At 40.4% G+C, this 18,311-nt stretch carries 15 protein-coding genes; 8 read left to right on the plus strand and 7 right to left on the minus strand.

The window, feature by feature from the left end:
- From secDF to BLR37_RS18910, 4 genes are all read right to left on the minus strand, one after another.
- On the minus strand, positions 1–2,985 hold the full coding sequence (gene secDF, locus BLR37_RS18895; RefSeq protein WP_090771392.1) for a protein translocase subunit SecDF: 2,985 nt from the start codon (positions 2,983–2,985) through the stop codon (positions 1–3).
- Between the two features lie 657 nt (positions 2,986–3,642).
- Positions 3,643–4,146 carry a dihydrofolate reductase gene (locus BLR37_RS18900; RefSeq protein WP_090771298.1) on the minus strand — a complete coding sequence of 168 codons (504 nt, stop codon included), beginning with the start codon at positions 4,144–4,146 and terminating at the stop codon, positions 3,643–3,645.
- A gap of 81 nt (positions 4,147–4,227) precedes the next feature.
- Positions 4,228–4,599: a four helix bundle protein gene (locus BLR37_RS18905; protein ID WP_039480078.1), complete on the minus strand. Its 372-nt coding sequence runs from the start codon at positions 4,597–4,599 to the stop codon at positions 4,228–4,230.
- Positions 4,600–4,696: 97 nt separating this feature from the next.
- A complete protein-coding gene (locus BLR37_RS18910; protein ID WP_039480077.1) occupies positions 4,697–5,491 on the minus strand; it encodes a thymidylate synthase in 795 nt (264 codons plus the stop codon).
- Positions 5,492–5,690: 199 nt separating this feature from the next.
- On the opposite strand from BLR37_RS18910, the gene ispE reads away from it, so the two are divergent.
- The 3 genes from ispE to BLR37_RS18925 all read left to right on the plus strand — a co-directional run bounded on the left by ispE (position 5,691) and on the right by BLR37_RS18925 (position 8,356).
- Complete coding sequence (ispE, locus tag BLR37_RS18915; protein WP_090771300.1) at positions 5,691–6,494, plus strand: 4-(cytidine 5'-diphospho)-2-C-methyl-D-erythritol kinase; 804 nt, start codon at positions 5,691–5,693, stop codon at positions 6,492–6,494.
- Positions 6,495–6,566: 72 nt separating this feature from the next.
- The gene (locus BLR37_RS18920; protein ID WP_090771302.1) at positions 6,567–6,983 is read left to right on the plus strand and encodes an OsmC family protein; all 417 of its coding nucleotides are present in this window, start codon (positions 6,567–6,569) and stop codon (positions 6,981–6,983) included.
- Between the two features lie 206 nt (positions 6,984–7,189).
- Positions 7,190–8,356 carry a trans-sulfuration enzyme family protein gene (locus tag BLR37_RS18925; RefSeq protein ID WP_090771305.1) on the plus strand — a complete coding sequence of 389 codons (1,167 nt, stop codon included), beginning with the start codon at positions 7,190–7,192 and terminating at the stop codon, positions 8,354–8,356.
- A 277-nt stretch (positions 8,357–8,633) separates the two neighbouring features.
- Here the strand turns inward: BLR37_RS18925 and BLR37_RS18930 are convergent, their stop codons facing one another.
- Positions 8,634–9,884, minus strand: coding sequence for a hypothetical protein (locus tag BLR37_RS18930; protein WP_090771306.1), 1,251 nt, complete (start codon positions 9,882–9,884; stop codon positions 8,634–8,636).
- Positions 9,885–10,049: 165 nt separating this feature from the next.
- Here BLR37_RS18930 and BLR37_RS18935 point away from each other — a divergent pair, with 165 nt between their 5' ends.
- The 5 genes from BLR37_RS18935 (at position 10,050) to BLR37_RS18955 (ending at position 14,473) form a co-directional block, all read left to right on the plus strand.
- Entirely contained in the window at positions 10,050–11,654 is a 1,605-nt protein-coding gene (locus BLR37_RS18935) for a beta-N-acetylhexosaminidase (protein ID WP_090771308.1), read from the plus strand.
- A complete protein-coding gene (locus tag BLR37_RS18940) occupies positions 11,651–12,301 on the plus strand; it encodes a chitobiase/beta-hexosaminidase C-terminal domain-containing protein (protein WP_090771310.1) in 651 nt (216 codons plus the stop codon). Before BLR37_RS18935 ends, BLR37_RS18940 begins: the two co-directional genes overlap by 4 nt.
- 44 nt (positions 12,302–12,345) lie before the next feature.
- Entirely contained in the window at positions 12,346–13,029 is a 684-nt protein-coding gene (locus BLR37_RS18945; RefSeq protein WP_090771312.1) for a DNA alkylation repair protein, read from the plus strand.
- 296 nt (positions 13,030–13,325) lie between these two features.
- Positions 13,326–14,048, plus strand: a complete 723-nt coding sequence (locus tag BLR37_RS18950; RefSeq protein ID WP_090771314.1) for a pirin family protein — start codon at positions 13,326–13,328, stop codon at positions 14,046–14,048.
- A 128-nt stretch (positions 14,049–14,176) separates the two neighbouring features.
- Entirely contained in the window at positions 14,177–14,473 is a 297-nt protein-coding gene (locus BLR37_RS18955; protein WP_090771316.1) for a response regulator, read from the plus strand.
- A gap of 332 nt (positions 14,474–14,805) precedes the next feature.
- Here BLR37_RS18955 and BLR37_RS18960 read toward each other — a convergent pair whose 3' ends face one another.
- Positions 14,806–15,087: a LapA family protein gene (locus BLR37_RS18960; RefSeq protein WP_090771318.1), complete on the minus strand. Its 282-nt coding sequence runs from the start codon at positions 15,085–15,087 to the stop codon at positions 14,806–14,808.
- Between the two features lie 3 nt (positions 15,088–15,090).
- Positions 15,091–17,895, minus strand: a complete 2,805-nt coding sequence (locus tag BLR37_RS18965; RefSeq protein WP_090771320.1) for a TolB-like translocation protein — start codon at positions 17,893–17,895, stop codon at positions 15,091–15,093.
- Between the last annotated feature and the right edge of the window lie 416 nt (positions 17,896–18,311).

Raw genomic sequence — 18,311 nt, forward strand, 5'->3', positions numbered from 1 at the left:
TTATTTTTTCTCTGCAGAGCTACCCAAATCGATTACGATAGGAGTAGAGATACAAAGTGATGAGTACGTACCGATGATACGACCGATTAACAAGGCGAAAATAAATCCGCGGATGCTATCGCCACCGAAAATGAAGATTACCAATAATACGAAGAATACGGTTAACGAAGTTAAAATGGTACGGCTTAAGGTACTGTTTAACGCGAAGTTGATTAAGTTGTTACGCTCTTCGCCATGTAAATCGTCTTTACCAGCTTCTTTTAGTTTCTCTCGGATACGGTCGAATACAACAACTGTCTCAGTCATGGTATAACCCATTACAGTTAAAATTGCTGCGATAAAATCCTGACCAATTTCTAGAGAGAATGGCATAATACCATCTAAAATAGTGTAGAAAGATAATACCATTAAAACGTCGTGGAATAAAGCGATTACCGCACCTAAACCATACTGCCATTTTTTAAACCTTACCACGATGTAGATAAACATGAACAAGCATGAGATCAATACTGCGTAGAAAGCACCGTTTACGATATCGCTGGCGATAATAGGGGTTACTTTTTGCGAGCTTACGATTTCATATTTAGCACCTGCTAAACCTTTGTTTAAAGCGTCTTCTACCACTTTATCAGTTTTAATGTCCTGATCTTCGATGTGGAAAGTAGTGGTAATTTTAACCTGGCTATCTTCACCTGCAGTTTTAACCTCTGGTGTTTCGTTACCGAATGCCGGAGTTAACTTAGATTTTAAATCTTCGGTGCTTACCGCTTTATCGAAGTGAACCAAATAAGTTCTACCACCTTTAAAGTCAACACCTAAGTTTAAACCACCGTTTTTGAAATACATACCAATACCAGCTACAATGATGATGGTAGAGATAACGTAATAGATTTTACGACGGCCAACAAAGTTGAAGGCTAAGTTTTTGAACGCATTACGGGTTAAGTTGTTATCGAAATTAACTTCGATTTTACGGTTTAACAACGAATCGAAAACTACTCTCGAAATGGCTACAGCAGCAAATAAAGACGAAAGGATACCGATACATAATGTAGTGGCAAAACCTTGTACCGGACCGCTACCGAAAACGTAAAGGATAGCACCTAAGATGAATAAGGTAACGTTAGAGTCGATAATTGATGGCATGGCATGTTTGAAACCTTCTTTAATGGCGGCACCAACGTTTTTACCATGTGCAAGCTCTTCACGTACACGCTCGAAAATAAGGATGTTCGCATCAACTGATAAACCGATGGTTAACACGATACCGGCAATACCAGGTAAAGTTAACACAGCACCTAACGATACCAGGATACCGATAACGAAGAACAAGTTGATTAAAAGGGCAAAGTTAGCAACCCAACCAGCACGGTGATAATATAACGCCATGAAGATTAAGATTACAATAAATGCAATTACGAAAGAAACTAAACCATCGTGGATAGCTTGTGCACCTAAAGTAGGACCAACAATGTAGCTACCAGCAATACGTGCAGGAGCAGGTAATTTACCAGCTTTTAAGATGTTTGATAAATCTTTGGTATCAGCTTGTGTAAAGCTACCAGTGATTTGCGAAATACCGTTAGGGATCTCGTTTTGAACAGTCGGAGCAGAATAAACCTGATTATCTAATACGATTGCAATCGCTTTTAAGTTATTTTTATCAGCAGAAGCTTCGGCAGTAATTTTTTTCCATTTTGCAGCACCTTCGCTGGTCATGTACATGGTTACTTCTGGTTTACCTTTTTGATCAAAGTCAGCACGCGAATCGCTGATCGCCTCGCCACCTAAATCTGGTTTACCATCGGCACTTACTACTTTAATGGCATATAATTCGAAAACTTTAGAACCTTCTCTTGGTCTAACGCTCCACATAAATTTCATCGTAGATGGAATTGCGGCAGCAACCTCAGGCATTTTCAAATAAGCATTAACTTTTGCAGTATCTTTTTGTAACGACATACCTACTACTGCACCAGGCATTAGCTGTTGTTGTCCGTTTTGACCTTGATAGATTGGTAAATTAAGGACCGCATATAACGGGTTCGATTTTAACAATTCTGCTCTAACGGCCGAAGAATCTTTTTTACCTAAACCTGCAAGTTTACCACCTTTAGCCGAGCTATCTTTAGCAGCAGTTTTTTCTAAACCAGCTAATTTGCTTCCGGCTGCAGCAGGGGCAGCAGTTGTATCTTTAGCAGCAGGAGCATCATTTTTTAATGTTGCAGCTAAAGTTTTGTTGATGTTTTCTAATAAAGGTGCAACTTCTTGTACCTGGTATACCTGCCAGAACTGTAATTCTGCAGAACCTTGTAAAAGTTTAGCAATACGCTCTTTATCCTGTACACCTGGCATTTCAATTAAGATGCGGTTACTACCTTCTTGTTTTTGCATGTTCGGACTTACTACTCCGAAACCATCAATACGCGAACGTAATACCGTAAACGAACGGTCGATAGCGCTTGTTGCTTCTTTTTCTAAGAAAGATTCAACGTCGCTATTGCTTGCATTTGGTTTTAACTGCGAAGCGTTATCCTGATTTGAAAAGTAATCAGCAAGTTTTACACCCGGACTTAATTTTTCAAATTCGTTAACGAAAATTTTGATGTAATCTTTACCACCGGCGTTTAACTGGATCTGTGCATTTTGAACAGCTTTGTTAAAGTTTGCATCGGTAGGGTTACCCGCTAACGATTTAACCAATTCAGCTAACGATATCTCCATCGTTACGTTCATTCCGCCTTTTAAGTCAAGACCCAAATTAATTTCTTTCGATTTTACTTCCTGATAAGTGAATCCGGTTACAGGATAAACTTTTTCGGTACTCATCGAATCTAAGTAAGCCTTTTCTTTAGCTAAGTCACCTTTCGCATAGTTTTTTGCGTCTTTTTCTACCTTGGATGCAACCAAAGTAAAAGAGAGGGCATACGCACAAACGATAGCTAATACTATCGCTATAAACTTAATAAAACCTTTTCCTTGCATTGTTTGTTTAAAATAATTTTGTCTTTCGCTGTTTTTTAACAAGTCGGCAAATCTAATTAAATTTTTAAATTATAGAACCCCTTAATTGATAATTTATTAAGATTAGTTTCCAATATAGAATTATCTTATCAAAATAGTCCGGAGTCGGGAGTCCGAAGACGGAAGTCTGGGCGCATAAAGTTATCGAATCTTAACGCTGTGTGCTCAGTGTTTTTCTCAGTGAACTCTGTGGTTAAATTTTAGTCCGGGGTCGGGAGTCCGAAGTCAGAAGTCTGGGCGCATAAAGTTATCGAATATAAACGCTGTGTACTCAGTGTTTTTCTCAGTGAACTCTGTGGTTAAATTTTAGTCCCGGGTCGGGAGTCCGAAGACGGAAGTCTGGGCGCATAAAGTTATCGAATCTTAACGCTGTGTGCTCAGTGCTTTTCTCAGTGGGCTCTGTGATTAAAATTTAGTCCGGGGTCGGGAGTCTGAAGTCAGAAGTCTGGGCGCATAAAGTTATGGAATATTAACGCTGTGCGCTCAGTGTTTTTCTCAGTGGGCTCTGTGGTTAAATTTTAGTCCGGGGTCGGAAGTCCGGGCGCATAAAGTACATGCATAGGATAAACTTTGCTTGCTTTGCGCCTTCTTCTCTGCGTACTTTGCGGTTAAAACAGCTTATTTCCTTTCTAAAACTTCAAAAGTGTAATCATACTTGTTCTTTTCGTCAGCCTTGTGTGGTTCTGAGCTGATTACTGTCCATTCACTTCGATCAAAATCCGGGAAAAATGTATCGGCATCAAAATTATGGTGAATGGTTGTAAGGTACAATCTATCTGTTTTAGGCAAAGCCTGTCTGTAAATCTCCGCTCCACCTACAATGAATATCGGTTTTTCTTCGGTTTTGGTAATGGCTAATGCTTCATCCAGGCTGTTTACTACTTCAACACCTTCAATTTTTAAGCTGGCATCACGCGTAATTACAATGTTGCGGCGATTGGGTAAAGGTTTACCTACCGAATCGAAAGTTTTGCGACCCATAATAACAGTATGCCCACTGGTGGTTTGCTTAAAAAACTTTAAATCGGCTGGCATGTGCCATAAAAGCTGGTTGTTTTTGCCAATGGCGAAATTTTCGCCAACCGCTACAGCTATATAGATATTTTTTGGTTCATTAGTCATTGGTCATTTGTTTATTGGTGTCTGCTTGGCGTATTAAAGCCTGGGTTGCCCGGAAATATTCCGAACTACATCAACGATAGGTTAAAATTTGTTTAAATTATTACCAATATATTTAATATAAGCATTTAGCTTTAAATGGATTGTTTGTAATTCTGTATAAAGTTCTGAATAGCAATCTTCAGAGATCAGATTCCTGTTTTTCGATTTTCTAAGAAATGACTTTACTTCTAAGAGAGAACCCCTGCTATAATAACAAAAATTTTTGTTCTCTTTAAAATGATAACGTCCGTAGCCTTCAGCAATATTTGCACTGATAGAATCAGCTGCTCGGCATATTTGTTTTCCTATGGTATCTTTTGCGAAATAATTCCATCCCATAACAATGTTCCAGATTTTATCAGAGAATAATTCTGATAAATTATAAACTTCCAAATCCTCCAATCTATAATTCATTCTTTTCGATTTAAGTGAATTTATATCGGGATGATCTAAAAGTAGGGATATTCATTTCTGAATCCAAACAAATGGACTAATGACCAATGAACAAATATTATACAGCAACGATTCCTTTAATATGTGGATGCGCTTCGTAGTTCTCCAAAGTAAAATCTTCAAACTTAAAATCAAAGATGCTTTTAACATCAGGGTTGATTTTCATGGTTGGAAGCGGCTTAGGCTCGCGACTTAATTGCAGGTTGGCCTGTTCAATATGGTTATTATATAAATGTGCATCGCCCAGGGTGTGGATAAAATCGCCGGCTTGTAAACCGCAAACTTGTGCTACCATCATTGTTAACAAGGCATAAGAGGCAATATTAAAAGGTACGCCAAGAAAGATATCGGCACTGCGCTGGTAAAGCTGACAGCTCAGTTTGCCATCGGCTACATAAAACTGAAAAAAGGCATGGCATGGCGGCAGGGCCATGTTTTCGATTTCAGCAACGTTCCAGGCCGAAACAATAATGCGGCGCGAATCTGGATTGTTTTTGATGGTGTTGATGATATTGGTAATCTGATCAATGTGTTGCCCGTCAGGAGTAGGCCAGCTTCTCCATTGCGAGCCATAAACCGGGCCCAGGTTGCCATCTTCATCCGCCCATTCATCCCAAATGCGTACGCCATTATCTTTCAGGTATTTAATATTGGTGTCCCCGGTTAAAAACCAGATCAGCTCATGGATAATAGATTTTAAATGCAGTTTCTTCGTTGTCACCATCGGGAAGCCCTCTTGCAGGTTAAAACGCATCTGGTAGCCAAAAACACTGATGGTTCCGGTTCCTGTACGGTCGTGCTTTTGCGCGCCGGTATCCAGCACATGCTGCATTAAATCTAAATATTGTTTCATACTGTTCTGATAATTTACAAATATCTAAAATTTATCAGGTGTTGTAAATCATCGTACGGTCTATTTATTAACATTTACGGGTAATCCCGACTGAAGTCGGGAGCTATGTTCAAAACTCGCTACTTGTTTGTATGTTTGCAAAATGAGCCAATTGCTGGTTTTTGCATTACGGACTCAGGACTTAAGACTTACGACTGAAATGCTAGCTTTTCCCAACGCAAAAATAAACCTTGGCTTAAACATTACCGAAAAACGGGCAGATGGTTACCATAACCTCGAAACGGTGTTTTACCCCATACAAATTAAAGATGCGGTAGAGATTACCGATGCTTCAGTAACTTCTTGTAAAATTCATGGTATTGATATTCCAGGCGATGCAGACGATAATCTTTGCGTAAAAGCATACCATTTAATTGCAGCCGATTTTGAAATCCCCCCTCAACGGATTGATTTGTTTAAAAATATTCCTGTAGGGGCCGGTTTAGGTGGTGGTTCGGCCGATTGTGCTTTTGTAATCAAATTAATTAACGATAAGTTTAGCCTTGGGCTTTCGGTTTCGCAAATGCAGGACTATGCGCGCAAGCTAGGGGCTGATTGCGCTTTTTTTATTGAAAATAAACCGGTATACGCTTTTAACAAGGGAGATGAGTTTGAAAAATGCGAAATCGATTTGTCAGCCTGGTATAAAGTTTTGGTAAAACCGCCTGTACATGTCAGCACGGCCGATGCTTATGCCCATGTAAAACCGCAAAAGCCTTTGCAATCATTAAAAGAAATCATACATTTGCCTCCAACAACATGGAAAAATAAGGTTATCAACGATTTCGAACCATCGGTATTCGCAAAGTATCCCCAAATTCATCAAATAAAAACCAGTTTATACGATGCAGGCGCAACATTCGCTTTAATGAGTGGTAGCGGCTCGTCGGTTTTTGCGATTTTCCCCGAAGCGGTTAAATTGCCCGGACTGGAGCAAGACAACTTGGTTTATTACAATATTTAAATAAGGTAGAAGGTTTAAAGGTAGAGGGCTTAAGGTCTTGATACCTGATACTTACTGCCTGGAGCTAACAACATGAACATCAATCTGATCCGCAAAAGCGGTAAATTTAATTTTGAAGCAGAAAACGAGAGCGGTTTTACTGTTGAATTGGATGCAAAAGCTGCAATTGGCGGCGAGGGTAAAGGTTTTAGACCAATGGAAATGCTTTTAATTGGTTTAGGCGGTTGCAGTGGTATAGATATGGTAAACGTACTGACGAAGCAAAAAGAACCCTTAAACGACATTAAAATTGCGATTAGCGCAACGCGTAAAGACGAAGAAATGCCCCCGATTTTTGATGTAATTGATATTAATTTCGAGCTTTTCGGTGATTTAAGCGAGGCTAAGGTACAAAGAGCCCTGCAAATGACTTTTGATAAATACTGCTCGGTATCGAATATTTTAGGCCGCTCGGCAACTATTAACTTTACTTATAAAATAAACAAATAGAAAGGTAGAAGTTTGATTGTATCAGGTATTTAGTATTTAGTATTTAGTATCAAGTATCTAGTATTAAGATGGGCTTTAAGAGGTTTTCTTGATACTAAATACTCAAGCATGATATGGGAAAACCAAATCTTGATACTTGCTACTCATAACTTGCTACTGATTACTCAAAACTTGCTACTTGTTACTCATAACTTGATACTTAAAAAATGAAATCCGAAAATTTTGAAACCATAGCTATACGCACTCAAACCGAAAGAAGTTTACATAAAGAGCACTCAGCGCCAATTTACCTTACTTCGAGCTACAAGTTTGATGATGCGGAAGAGATGCGTGCTTTATTTGCCAACGAAAAGGAAGGGAATGTGTACAGCCGTTATTCAAATCCAAATACCTCAGAGTTTATCGAAAAAATGTGCCTTTTAGAAGGTGCCGAAGATGGTTTTGCCACTGCAACAGGTATGGCGGCTATTTTTACTACTTTCGGGGCTTTCTTAAAAAGTGGCGATCATATTGTATCCAGCCGTTCGGTTTTTGGTTCTACACACCAGTTGTTAACCAATGTGTTTTCGAACTGGGGAGTAACTTTTGACTATGCCGACCTGGATAAACCGCAAGAGTGGGAAGCGTTGATTAAGCCCAACACCAAAATGATTTTCGTAGAAACCCCATCTAATCCGGGTATCGATATTATTGATCTTGAATTTTTAGGCGACCTGGCTAAAAAACATAATACTTTACTGGTAGTTGATAACTGTTTTGCTACGCCTTACCTGCAACAACCTATTCAGTTTGGGGCACATATTTCTATTCACTCGGCTACTAAATATATCGATGGACAGGGGCGTGTACTCGGTGGTATTATTTTGGGTAGCAAAGCGCTGATTGCTGAAGTGGTTGGTTTTGCACGCCACAGTGGTCCGGCTTTATCGCCTTTCAGTGCATGGGTTTTATCTAAAAGTTTAGAAACTTTGGCTATCCGTATGGATCGCCATTGCGAAAATGCCTTGAAAGTAGCCGAATACCTGGAAAAACACCCTAAAATTAAACTGGTAAAATATCCTTTTTTACCATCGCACCCGCAGTATGCAATTGCCAAAAAGCAAATGAAACAAGGTGGTGGTATTGTAACCATCGTGGTTGATGGTGGTATTGAGGCTGCCCGTAAATTTATGGATGGTTTGAAAATGTTTTCTATCTCAGCCAATCTGGCCGATACACGTTCCATTGCCACACATCCGGCAACCAGTACGCACAGTAAACTTACAGAAGCGCAACGAAACGAAGTGGGTATTGAGCAGGGATCTATCCGCTTGTCAATCGGTTTAGAACATATTAATGATATTTTAGCCGATATTGAGCAGGCTTTGGCTTAATTTCTAGTCGAAAATAAAATAACAAAAAGGGAGATGCTAAAAACATCTCCCTTTTTGTGTTGTCAGGTTGAGCTTGTCGAAACGCTACCTAAAACATTTCAGAAACCATTCGACAAGCTTTAATGCCATGATCTAATAGATAGGTCGTCAGCGCGAGGAGGAACGACAAAGCAATCTTTTGTGCTAGCGATCCTTACTAGAAAGATTGCCTGCCTGCTGCAGGCAGGCTTCGTCGGCTGAAAAAGCCTTCTCGCAATGACGCTTGAAGGAGATTCTGCTATTCGTATTTCGAGAAATCTACCGCAAATATGCAACGGTTAACCTGGCTACCATTCTTAGCCCCGACATTGGGTTCAAACTCTGTTAAACTCCATAGATAACCGTATTGTGCTTCAAAATATAACGATTCAGCACCATAAGGCCATCTGTACCGCACAGTGTTGGTGTCTCCATCCGTATATCTGGCTAAACGGGCTGTGGATCCGTACGATTCGCTTGGCGACCCCGTGCATGAAAGCCAGGTTCTGTTGCCTTTTCTAAAAACGCCCTGTATGCCATGTGCGTGATCGGAAGTGAATAAACTGTTTTTAGGGATTACCGTTTGAATGCCCGAGTTTTGCAATTCGCCTGCTGTGTTAATCGGAAAACCGAAAATTTTGGGCACAATAGATGCATCTGCGCTGCCGGCATAGTATTGGCCTGTCCATAACTGATTGTTTTCGTAATTTACCTGTACGGTAGAAAATGGATCGGCATCGTTGATTTTATAATAACCTACCTGTGGCAGGATGTAACGGTAATTAAAAGCATAAAGATTGCCGCTGGCATCTTTACCACATTTGGTTTCGGTACCCGTTCCGCTGGTTACTTCAATAATTTTATCCAAATCAAATACCCTTAATCCAAGGCTTGTACTGCTTAAATAAATTTTTCCGTTAAAATAGGCTATTCCACCAGCATGTACATTTAAAGGAGCGTAAGTGCCATATTGGGTATAATCTAAAGTGCCGGTAGGCAGGGTAGGTTGTACCAATAAAATGTGCCGGTAGGTTAAATAGGTACTCGAACTTGGGCTGATGTCGATCAGGGTTATTCTAGATCCTTTACTTTCTGCAGCATCTTTGGCATACCAGCTTACCAGTAAATAACGCACGCCATTTCTGGAGAAACCGGCAATTCCCTGCGGGCGCCAGATCGATGTAGTTTCATCATCTTCATTCCATCTGATTCCACGTACCCTGTTTTCTTCCGGAACGTTAAATCCGTATACCTCGGTGTAGGCACTGCCGCCAATGGCCACGCGGTTTTTATCAACCTGCGTTGGGTTTAAAAAAGTAAATCCGGTGTTAATGTAAGTCGAAGTGTTGGTGTAAGCATTAACGCTTGCTGCAGCGCTGGCTGCTGTAGCCATGAGGCTGTTTTTCTTTTGACTGGTGGTACTTGCTTGTTCTTCAGTTAGGTTGTTCTTTTGGCAGGCAATTGCAAACAGGCAGGAGGCCAATAGTAACCGGAGGATGTTTCTTTTCATGATTTTTTTTAAGTTTTAATAGGTGGTTTGGGTTGAAAGCTAGATAAGTAAAACTTGAACAAGTTAGCTGGTGTATATAAACTTAAAAATCAAGCGATGTTAAGGATTGGTTAAGCTATTTTCGCTGAAAAAACTATATTTGGTCAATCATCAAATGTTACCTCAATGAGCATAAAAAAAATCAACGCATTATTGGGTTTAGCCCTTTTTTTAATAACTAAACCTGGTTTTACACAGGAGCTTAGCATACTTCCGCAACCCGAATCTGTTAAAATCCTGCAAGGCAAATTTGTTTTCTCAGGAAATACAGTCATCGTTGATCACAAGGATAGTGTTTTTGCGATTGCGGTTAAGGAGCTAAAGCTGTTGAAGAAAAACAGGACTGCCGGGTTAAGCAATCAGCTGGTGTTTACCAGAGATGCCAGCTTAAAGCCTGAAGCTTATCGCTTAAAAATATCGCCTAAACAAATCACCATTGCCGTTAATGATAAACTAGGCGCTTTTTGGGCTGTGCAAACGCTTAAGCAACTGGCTGGTACAAATGCCTTTAAAACCAAAAATACCTGGGCTTTGCCTGCACTCGAAATTAACGATCAGCCTAAATTTTCATGGCGGGGTGTTCATTTAGATGTTTCGCGCCACTTTTTTGATATCGCTTATTTGCATCGTTTTATAGACCGGCTTTCGTTTTATAAGTTCAATAAATTCCATTGGCACCTAACCGATGATCAGGGTTGGCGTATCGAAATCAAAAAATACCCCGAGCTTACTAAAGTTGGCGCATGGCGGAAATTAAATAACCAGGATTCTGCCTGTTTAAAACTAGCCGAAACCAATCCAGATTATAAACTGCCCGAAAAACACTTCAAGGTAATTAACGGCGAAAAAATGTACGGTGGTTTCTATACCCAGCAGGAAATCCGCGAGCTGGTAGCTTATGCAGGCGCTAAGGGGATCGAAATTATTCCCGAAATTGATATGCCCGGTCACATGCAGGCGGCTACCAGGCAGTTTCCGTGGTTGACTTCTACCGGCTCGGTGCAAAAAGAAAAAAACTTTACCGATCCCATTTGTCCATGCAAGGAAACCACTTTTGAGTTTGCTGAAAACATTTTTAAAGAAGTTGCGCAGCTGTTTCCATCAAAATATATTCATTTAGGGGCAGATGAAGTTGAAAAAAGCGGCTGGAAGAATATTCCGGAGTGCGAGGCTTTAATGAAGCGCGAAAACCTGAAAAGTATTGATGAGGTACAGAGCTATTTCGTTAAGCGGATGGAAAAATATTTCAATAGCATGGGTAAAAAATTAATTGGCTGGGATGAAATTTTAGATGGTGGCGTTTCCCCAACCGCTACCTTGATGTATTGGCGCACCTGGGTGCCAACTGCACCTAAACATGCAGCTGAAAAAGGGAATTACATCATCATGACCCCTGGCGAATTTTGCTATTTTGATGCACAGCAGGATGCGCATTCGCTGCAAAAGGTTTATGGATTTAATCCAAGAGGGTTTAATCTGAATGAGCAAGAGCAGCAATATGTGTTAGGCGGTCAGGCAAATCTCTGGACGGAGTACATTCCATCTGAACAAAGATTAGAATACATGCTTTTTCCACGTTTGCTGGCTATGTCAGACGTTTTATGGGGACATCAGCAAAATTTCGAAACCTTTAGCCGTAAAATGGATCAGCAGTTTGCAGTTTTAGATGCGATGCATATCAATTACCGTTTTACTGATCTCAAAGGCTTCGCCGAAAATAATGTTTTTTGAAATCGACAAACCTGAATATCGAAGCGCCAAAAAATGCTGTTGTGCATTATACTACCGATGGAAGTACACCCAAAATCAGCTCAGCTAAATACACCAAACCAATCTACATTGATAAAACCCAAACCGTAAAAGCAGCTATATTTGGCGCTAATGGCAGGATGGGCGACGTTTTTACCGCCAATTATGTGCAAACGGATTATGTTGATGCGGTATCTCTTAAAAATCCAAAACCCGGCTTAAGTTTCAGCTATTATCCTAAATTTTATAAAGTGGTAAACTTAATTTCGGAGGCCGATAAAACCAAAACAGCAACCACTGCAGCGATCGAAATCCCGGTTGAAGATAAAGCAGGGAGTTTTGCTACCCGCCATAAGGGTTATTTTTATGCTGCAGAAGATGGTATTTATTCATTTTTTCTCCGTTCGGATGATGGCAGTGTACTGAAAATACAAAACAAAACCCTGGTTGATAATGACGGAATGCACTTTGCAATCGAAAAATCAGCTCAAATTGCACTTAAAAAAGGTTATCATCCATTCGAATTGTTGTTTTTAGAAGGTGGGGGCGGTTATACCCTGCAACTGGAGTACAGTGTAGGTTCAGCTAAACGCAAAGCCGTGTCTGCAGCCGATTTCGTTGTAGAATAAAGGTGTTTTACGCATAAATGCTAAATTTCTAAAAAAAAATAGCCATGAACGATATCGAATTTATCCTTTCGGAGCTAAAAAGTATTAGCGAGCCAGATTATTTAAAGAAAATGGCCCATTTCGGGATCGATATTTCCAAAGCTTATGGCATCCGTGTGCCAAATATCCGTAAACTGGGCAAGCAGATAGGTAAAGATCAGGGGTTGTCGTTATTGCTGTGGGAAACGGGTTTTCATGAAGCGCGCCTGCTGGCTACCTTCATTGGCGATTATAAACAAGTTGCAGAAGCGCAAATAAACGCCTGGACAAGCGATTTCAGTTCCTGGGATATATGTGATCAGGCTTGCGGAAATCTTTTCGTTAAAACGCCTTATTTTAAGTCGAAGGCACTGGAGTTTACGCAAGCCGAACCTGAATTTGTAAAACGTACCGGTTTTGTGCTCATGGCCGAGGCTGCCGTTCACCTTAAAAAAGAACCCAACGAAACCTTTCTGGCTTTTCTGCCCATTATTGAGCGCGAAGCTTATGATAACCGCAATTTTGTGAAGAAAGCCATTAACTGGGCCTTAAGACAAATTGGGAAACGCAATGCCTTTCTGCATGAGCATGCCATTGAAACGGCCAATAACATTCTTGCACAAAATAACAAAAAGGCCAATTGGATAGCTTTAGATGCTTTAAGGGAGCTAAACAGCGATGCGGTACTGGCGAAAATTAATAAAGACTAAAGAGAGGCGGAAGGTTGAAGGTGAAAGACCAAAGCTTAAAGACCAAAGAGAGGCGGAAGGTTGGAAGGCGGAAGGTTGAAGGTGAAAGACTAAAGCTTAAAGACCAAAGACTAAAGATCAAAGGTTTAAAGAGCATTCTGCGTACGAGCTACTTATTTCGTAAACTATACACCGCTTACCGCCTTTCGCTAAACGCCCTGCGCTCTCTGCCCTCTGCTCAATCACTTCTTATCCTACATCAATGCGCAGGTGGTGGCGTGGTATTAACTTTGTATCATAAACAAGAAAGGAAATTTATGTCACAGTTCATTTTGCACAAAGAAAACACCCGCGGTCATGCTAATCATGGCTGGTTAAATGCACACCACTCATTCAGCTTTGCTAACTATTACAATCCTGAAAGAATGCACTTTGGAGTTTTAAGGGTTTTAAATGATGACTTGATAGCTGGTGGAATGGGCTTCGGCGCTCACCCACACGATAATATGGAAATCATTACCATTCCATTGGCTGGTGCAATTGCACACAAAGATAGCATGGGCAATTCTGCTGTAATTAAAAGCGGCGAAATACAGGTAATGAGTGCTGGTACAGGTGTTAGTCACAGTGAGTTTAATGCCAACGCCGATGAGGAACTGAATTTATTGCAGATCTGGTTATTTCCTAATCAGAAAAACGTTACGCCACGCTACGATCAAAGAACTTTGGATGTAGCTGCACGTCACAATAACTTTCAGCAAATCCTGTCGCCAAATGCCAGCGATGATAACGTATGGATTCATCAGGATGCCTGGTTCTCACTAGGTAAATTCGATGCCGGCTTCGAAACCGAATACAAAATCAAAAAAGCACGTAACGGGGTTTATGCTTTTGTAATCAGCGGCGAGGTAACCATTAACGGTCAGGTGCTAAGCAAAAGAGATGGATTAGGTGTTTGGGATACTGATGCCATTAGCTTTACAGCCAACAGCGCCGATGCAGAAGTGTTGTTGATGGATGTGCCGATGGAGTTAAACTAATTTAGAACGATCGTCATTTCGACCGTAGTGGAGAAATCTTTTAGTAGAGATTAAAGGTTTCATCTGGTGTACGGTTGGAGTGGCGATTTGTTTTTTAAGCGTGATGAATTAAATTTAAAAAAAGAATTATGCAAACCACTATACTTTACATCGGCCGTGATGCCGAAATTACCGTTGTGATGGAGCGCCTGCTGAATGCCAGGCCCGAATGGAAAGGGATATGTGTATGTACAGATGAGGAAGCCGTTGCCCTTTGCGAGAAACAAAACCTCGATCTGGTTTTGCTGGGAAACGGAATTAACGCCGAATGCGAAAAAGTGTTAAGGGCAAAACTTACCGCGCTTCAGCCAGGTTTAAAAATTATCCAGCATTATGGCGGAGGGAGTGGATTGTTGTACGGGGAGATTATGTCAACTCTCAACTAGTATGGAATATTTTATACGCTTTGCTGTGGAAGCATAAATAGCAGCAGTAGCCAACCTGTTTAAACGGGATTGTAGCGATATCCTTTTAAAATTAGCAGCTGCTTTTGTCTTACTGTCATGCTGAGGTACGAAGCATCTGCAGCCGATGAAACAGATGCTTCGTGCCTCAGCATGACAACAGTGTTTTAAAAGATTTATCGAAAAGCCCGACTAACATTACCAGCACTACAGGCTTTGCTTTCAAAACATTTTTAGCACTTTGATAGCGTTAGCTGTACTCAAATAAAAATATTCTTGATGGTCTGTGAGACACAGACCATGGGGGATTAGTCTTAGCTAATATAATCCCTGTCTTCATCACTCAACTCCTTTTTACTTCCGCTGGTTTGTGCTTTGCGTTCAATCTCATCATCATAACTGCTTACCGTTTTTTTCGGTCTGCCCACAATAAAACCGATAATGAAACCGATGATGATACAGACGCCAATAACCAGAAGTTTAGATACAGCAATAGTTGTAACCAGGAAATCAAAATCTACAGGTTCGGTATTCACCATTAAAAAAATGGTTAGCAATGCAGTCAGGATAATAATCGAAATTGTTTTTGCACTCATGGTTTAAAAGCTATAATTAAATGAAAACTCTAATATCGGATTTTGATTGTAAATCTGGTTAACAAAAACCAATCGCGCTCCTAAATCTACAACAGGCTGGTACCGCAAAAGGTTTACGCTCGTGTTTAATTCTACCCCATAAGTTTTAGGATCGTTAAAGGTGGTGCCTTTGCCAATGTTCTCGTAATGGCAAAATAAACCGGCCCTGAAATTTCTTACATAGGCCAGCGGACCCAGCTCCCAATCCGGAAAGGCAAATGGGAAACGGTAGTTCAAAAGCAGGCTGTTTTGCAATTTACTTTTTGCCTGGATATTGTTGTAACCATACACCGTTGCAATTTCAGTTGCGTACTGGTTTACACCTGTTGCCTGCTGGTAATTGAAGCTTGCCAGCACCGAATGATTTTTGGCTAGTCCGGGGAAATACAGAAAACTTTCGAGTGCCAGAATTTCACCTTTCAGGTTGGCATCAAAAGGTTGGTGGTTGTAGGAAATTCTGAAAACCTGAGCCCACTTCGGCGCGATATCTCTTTCGGTAGTACGCACGCTGTGGTTAAAGGTAAAATTGTATTCCATCGGAAATTTGAGCCTGGTGATGAAATTGGTAGGCATGTTCTCCGGTTGGTAACGCTGTGTAAAACTGGTTGCCGCATTGAGGGTAAAAGCATAGTTCTCATTGCGTGCATTAAATGAAAGCGGGAGTGAGGCATTCAGCTTGATATAGTGCTCGCGCCAATCGCCCTGTTGTATCGCATTTTTAGCGCGGTAGAACGTACGTTTTGGTCTGTTCCGGTATAAGATGCTCAATACAGGGTAAAGTGCTTTATAGCTAATATCTGCCGTGTATTCGAAGCGCTTTAGATCGCGGTGGTATTTTGCCCCTGTGTAAAAGTCCATCGTGTTCAATAAATTGTTCGATTCGAGTTGCAGACCAAAAACATATTCATTGTCGATAACCGGAATAATGCTGTGGATGCTGAAAAGATTGAGCGCGGTATGATAAGGTTTAGACTGGTAGCTGCTATCGGGAATGTTTTCGAAAACGTTGCCAACCTGTTCTTGCTTTTCTGCTGCGGCTGCAAAATCAACAAAGGCATTTTCGCCTACCGGTTTTTCTTCAATCTGCTTTTCTGCAATTTCGTAACCGTTGATTTTGTAATCGTTGAAGACCATCTTTCCATCACTGCTTTCGGTGGGATTAAACGCCCCGTATTTCGACGCACTGAGTGCGCTGATTTTTTTGCTGGCCGGATCAATAGCATAGATATTATCGATGCCATTAAAGTGTGCATTGAAAGCAATCTTGTCGCCAATAAAAACCGGACGACTTAATTGCTGTCTGCTGTTTTGGATCAATACAGTTTTTTGCTCGCCATCTCGCAACCATAAATTTTTTCCTTTTTCGTTAACACTGATGTAAGTAATTCTTTTTCCCGTTTGATCGAAAGATGGAGTCTGGATAATTTCGTTTTCAGTATTAGGATAAGTTTTTAAAATCTGTCCGGTTGAGGCGTCGAGTTCTACCAGGTTAAACAGGTTGTCTAATCCAACACTGGCTGCAATTATTTTCTTTCCGTCGTTAGAAAGGCTGGGAGAGAAGAGCCTGCTTTTACTGCTTAATTTTTTGAATTTTTTAGTTTGAAAGTTGTAAGAACAAATAACGCTGTAGCTGCGTTGTTTGTATCGCGGATCGTAACGGATTTCATCCCAAACCAAAACGCCGTTTTTCAGACTAAACCAGGGTTGTTCCTGATAGCCTATTCCGAATAATTTTTTTTCCGATTGATCCTCATTTATAATCACAAAATAACGTGCATCAGTTTTACTTTCTTTGAGCGCTAAAATTTGTTTTTCATTAAGTCTAACCGGTAAAAAATAGTTCGTAGCCAAAGCAGTTTTTTTATTCAAACTTGTATAGCTTTCTGTAGTAGATTTTCCTTCCTGCAATTTCCACTTTTCAGCAACCTGATCTTGCACCGATAGAAAATATTTTCGGGTGTTGGTCCCGGTATATTTTTTTAAGCTGTTCGAAAAAGGGTAAGGTCTTAGTGGTCTTTTCCTGATGTCGCCCAGCAAGCTGTCGGAAATGAACTGCCCGTATTTTTCTTTCATGTTCGCCACCATCAAATAACCGGTTTGGTAGTAGCCCGGAGTAACGTCTTTGTTCGATCCAAAATAGGCTTTACTGTAGCTGATTTTTTTGCCTTCTAAAAGTGAGGCCCGGTAAGGCATGATCCAGTTGGGTTGCCGGCCTCTTCCCGAGTAGGTCAGTGCGGTCTCGTTCACAACCGCATCGCCCTCGAAAAACCAGGTGGGTATGGCTCCCCCAAAGTAAGCAAAGTAAACCAGCTCTGGAAAGGGATGTGCTTGTGTTTCTGTCAATTTGTCAAACTGTGCAATGTGCCGGAGCTCGTGTACGGCAAGGTTGTTTAGCCAGTCCTGACTATCGAAAAACTGAGGGGGGGTAGCATAGAATTCCGACTTCTTTGGTGCTAGCTGAACAAAGCCATTTGCCACCGTTCCGCGGTTCTGTAGCAGGAGTGGAATACTGGTTTTTTGCTGCCTTAAACCCAGTCCGATTTTGGGGTAGATATAGGGTAGGGTATTGGCCATTCTTTGGGCTTCTTTTTCAAGTTCTCTCGGGTAGATGATTTTAAAGCCGCCCGATAAAATGTAGTTCCATTTTACACTAAGTGGGTTTTGTGCAGTGCTGAAAATCTGCCCAAAAACCGATGGTGAAATAAAACTTAAACTAAGCGCACTTAAATAGCTGATAATTAATTTTTTGTTTGCTTTTTTTAAATTCATCTAAATTATTTGCTAAAATATTTAGTATTTCAAAAATTTCAAGTTGCTAAAATTGTTAACTTTTAATTTAACTGTTAGTTTTTAAAATATTGATTTTTAATTGTTAATGGTTTTTACTTAAATTGATGAAATATGATTTTTACCGAAAAATTTTTCCAAAAAATATGCCTTAATTGATATTATTAAAGCATTTTGTTTCTGTTGTAATTTGACGGTTTAATTTACACTTATTAATCGATTTTCTTCGAAAAAAAAACTCACTATTTTGAAAAATGTATAGCTGCTTCATGAATTTTTGAATTGAAAAAAGCAGAGAAAATCAGCGTAAATACAGCTTTGGTGTGCCTGTTTTTAGTGTAAAAATGAGGTCTTAACTTGAAGGTTTATCCGGTCATTTCAGACTTGAATAAGGATTA

The sequence above is a fragment of the Pedobacter soli genome (assembly GCF_900101435.1).
Lineage (GTDB): Bacteria > Bacteroidota > Bacteroidia > Sphingobacteriales > Sphingobacteriaceae > Pedobacter > Pedobacter soli.

Coding starts and splice junctions, on each gene's coding strand:
- secDF (WP_090771392.1), bottom strand. CDS start 2,985: ATGCAAGGAAAAGGTTTTATTAAGTTTATAGCGATAGTATTAGCTATC.
- BLR37_RS18900 (WP_090771298.1), bottom strand. CDS start 4,146: ATGACTAATGAACCAAAAAATATCTATATAGCTGTAGCGGTTGGCGAA.
- BLR37_RS18905 (WP_039480078.1), bottom strand. CDS start 4,599: ATGAATTATAGATTGGAGGATTTGGAAGTTTATAATTTATCAGAATTA.
- BLR37_RS18910 (WP_039480077.1), bottom strand. CDS start 5,491: ATGAAACAATATTTAGATTTAATGCAGCATGTGCTGGATACCGGCGCG.
- ispE (WP_090771300.1), top strand. CDS start 5,691: ATGCTAGCTTTTCCCAACGCAAAAATAAACCTTGGCTTAAACATTACC.
- BLR37_RS18920 (WP_090771302.1), top strand. CDS start 6,567: ATGAACATCAATCTGATCCGCAAAAGCGGTAAATTTAATTTTGAAGCA.
- BLR37_RS18925 (WP_090771305.1), top strand. CDS start 7,190: ATGAAATCCGAAAATTTTGAAACCATAGCTATACGCACTCAAACCGAA.
- BLR37_RS18930 (WP_090771306.1), bottom strand. CDS start 9,884: ATGAAAAGAAACATCCTCCGGTTACTATTGGCCTCCTGCCTGTTTGCA.
- BLR37_RS18935 (WP_090771308.1), top strand. CDS start 10,050: ATGAGCATAAAAAAAATCAACGCATTATTGGGTTTAGCCCTTTTTTTA.
- BLR37_RS18945 (WP_090771312.1), top strand. CDS start 12,346: ATGAACGATATCGAATTTATCCTTTCGGAGCTAAAAAGTATTAGCGAG.
- BLR37_RS18950 (WP_090771314.1), top strand. CDS start 13,326: ATGTCACAGTTCATTTTGCACAAAGAAAACACCCGCGGTCATGCTAAT.
- BLR37_RS18955 (WP_090771316.1), top strand. CDS start 14,177: ATGCAAACCACTATACTTTACATCGGCCGTGATGCCGAAATTACCGTT.
- BLR37_RS18960 (WP_090771318.1), bottom strand. CDS start 15,087: ATGAGTGCAAAAACAATTTCGATTATTATCCTGACTGCATTGCTAACC.
- BLR37_RS18965 (WP_090771320.1), bottom strand. CDS start 17,895: ATGAATTTAAAAAAAGCAAACAAAAAATTAATTATCAGCTATTTAAGT.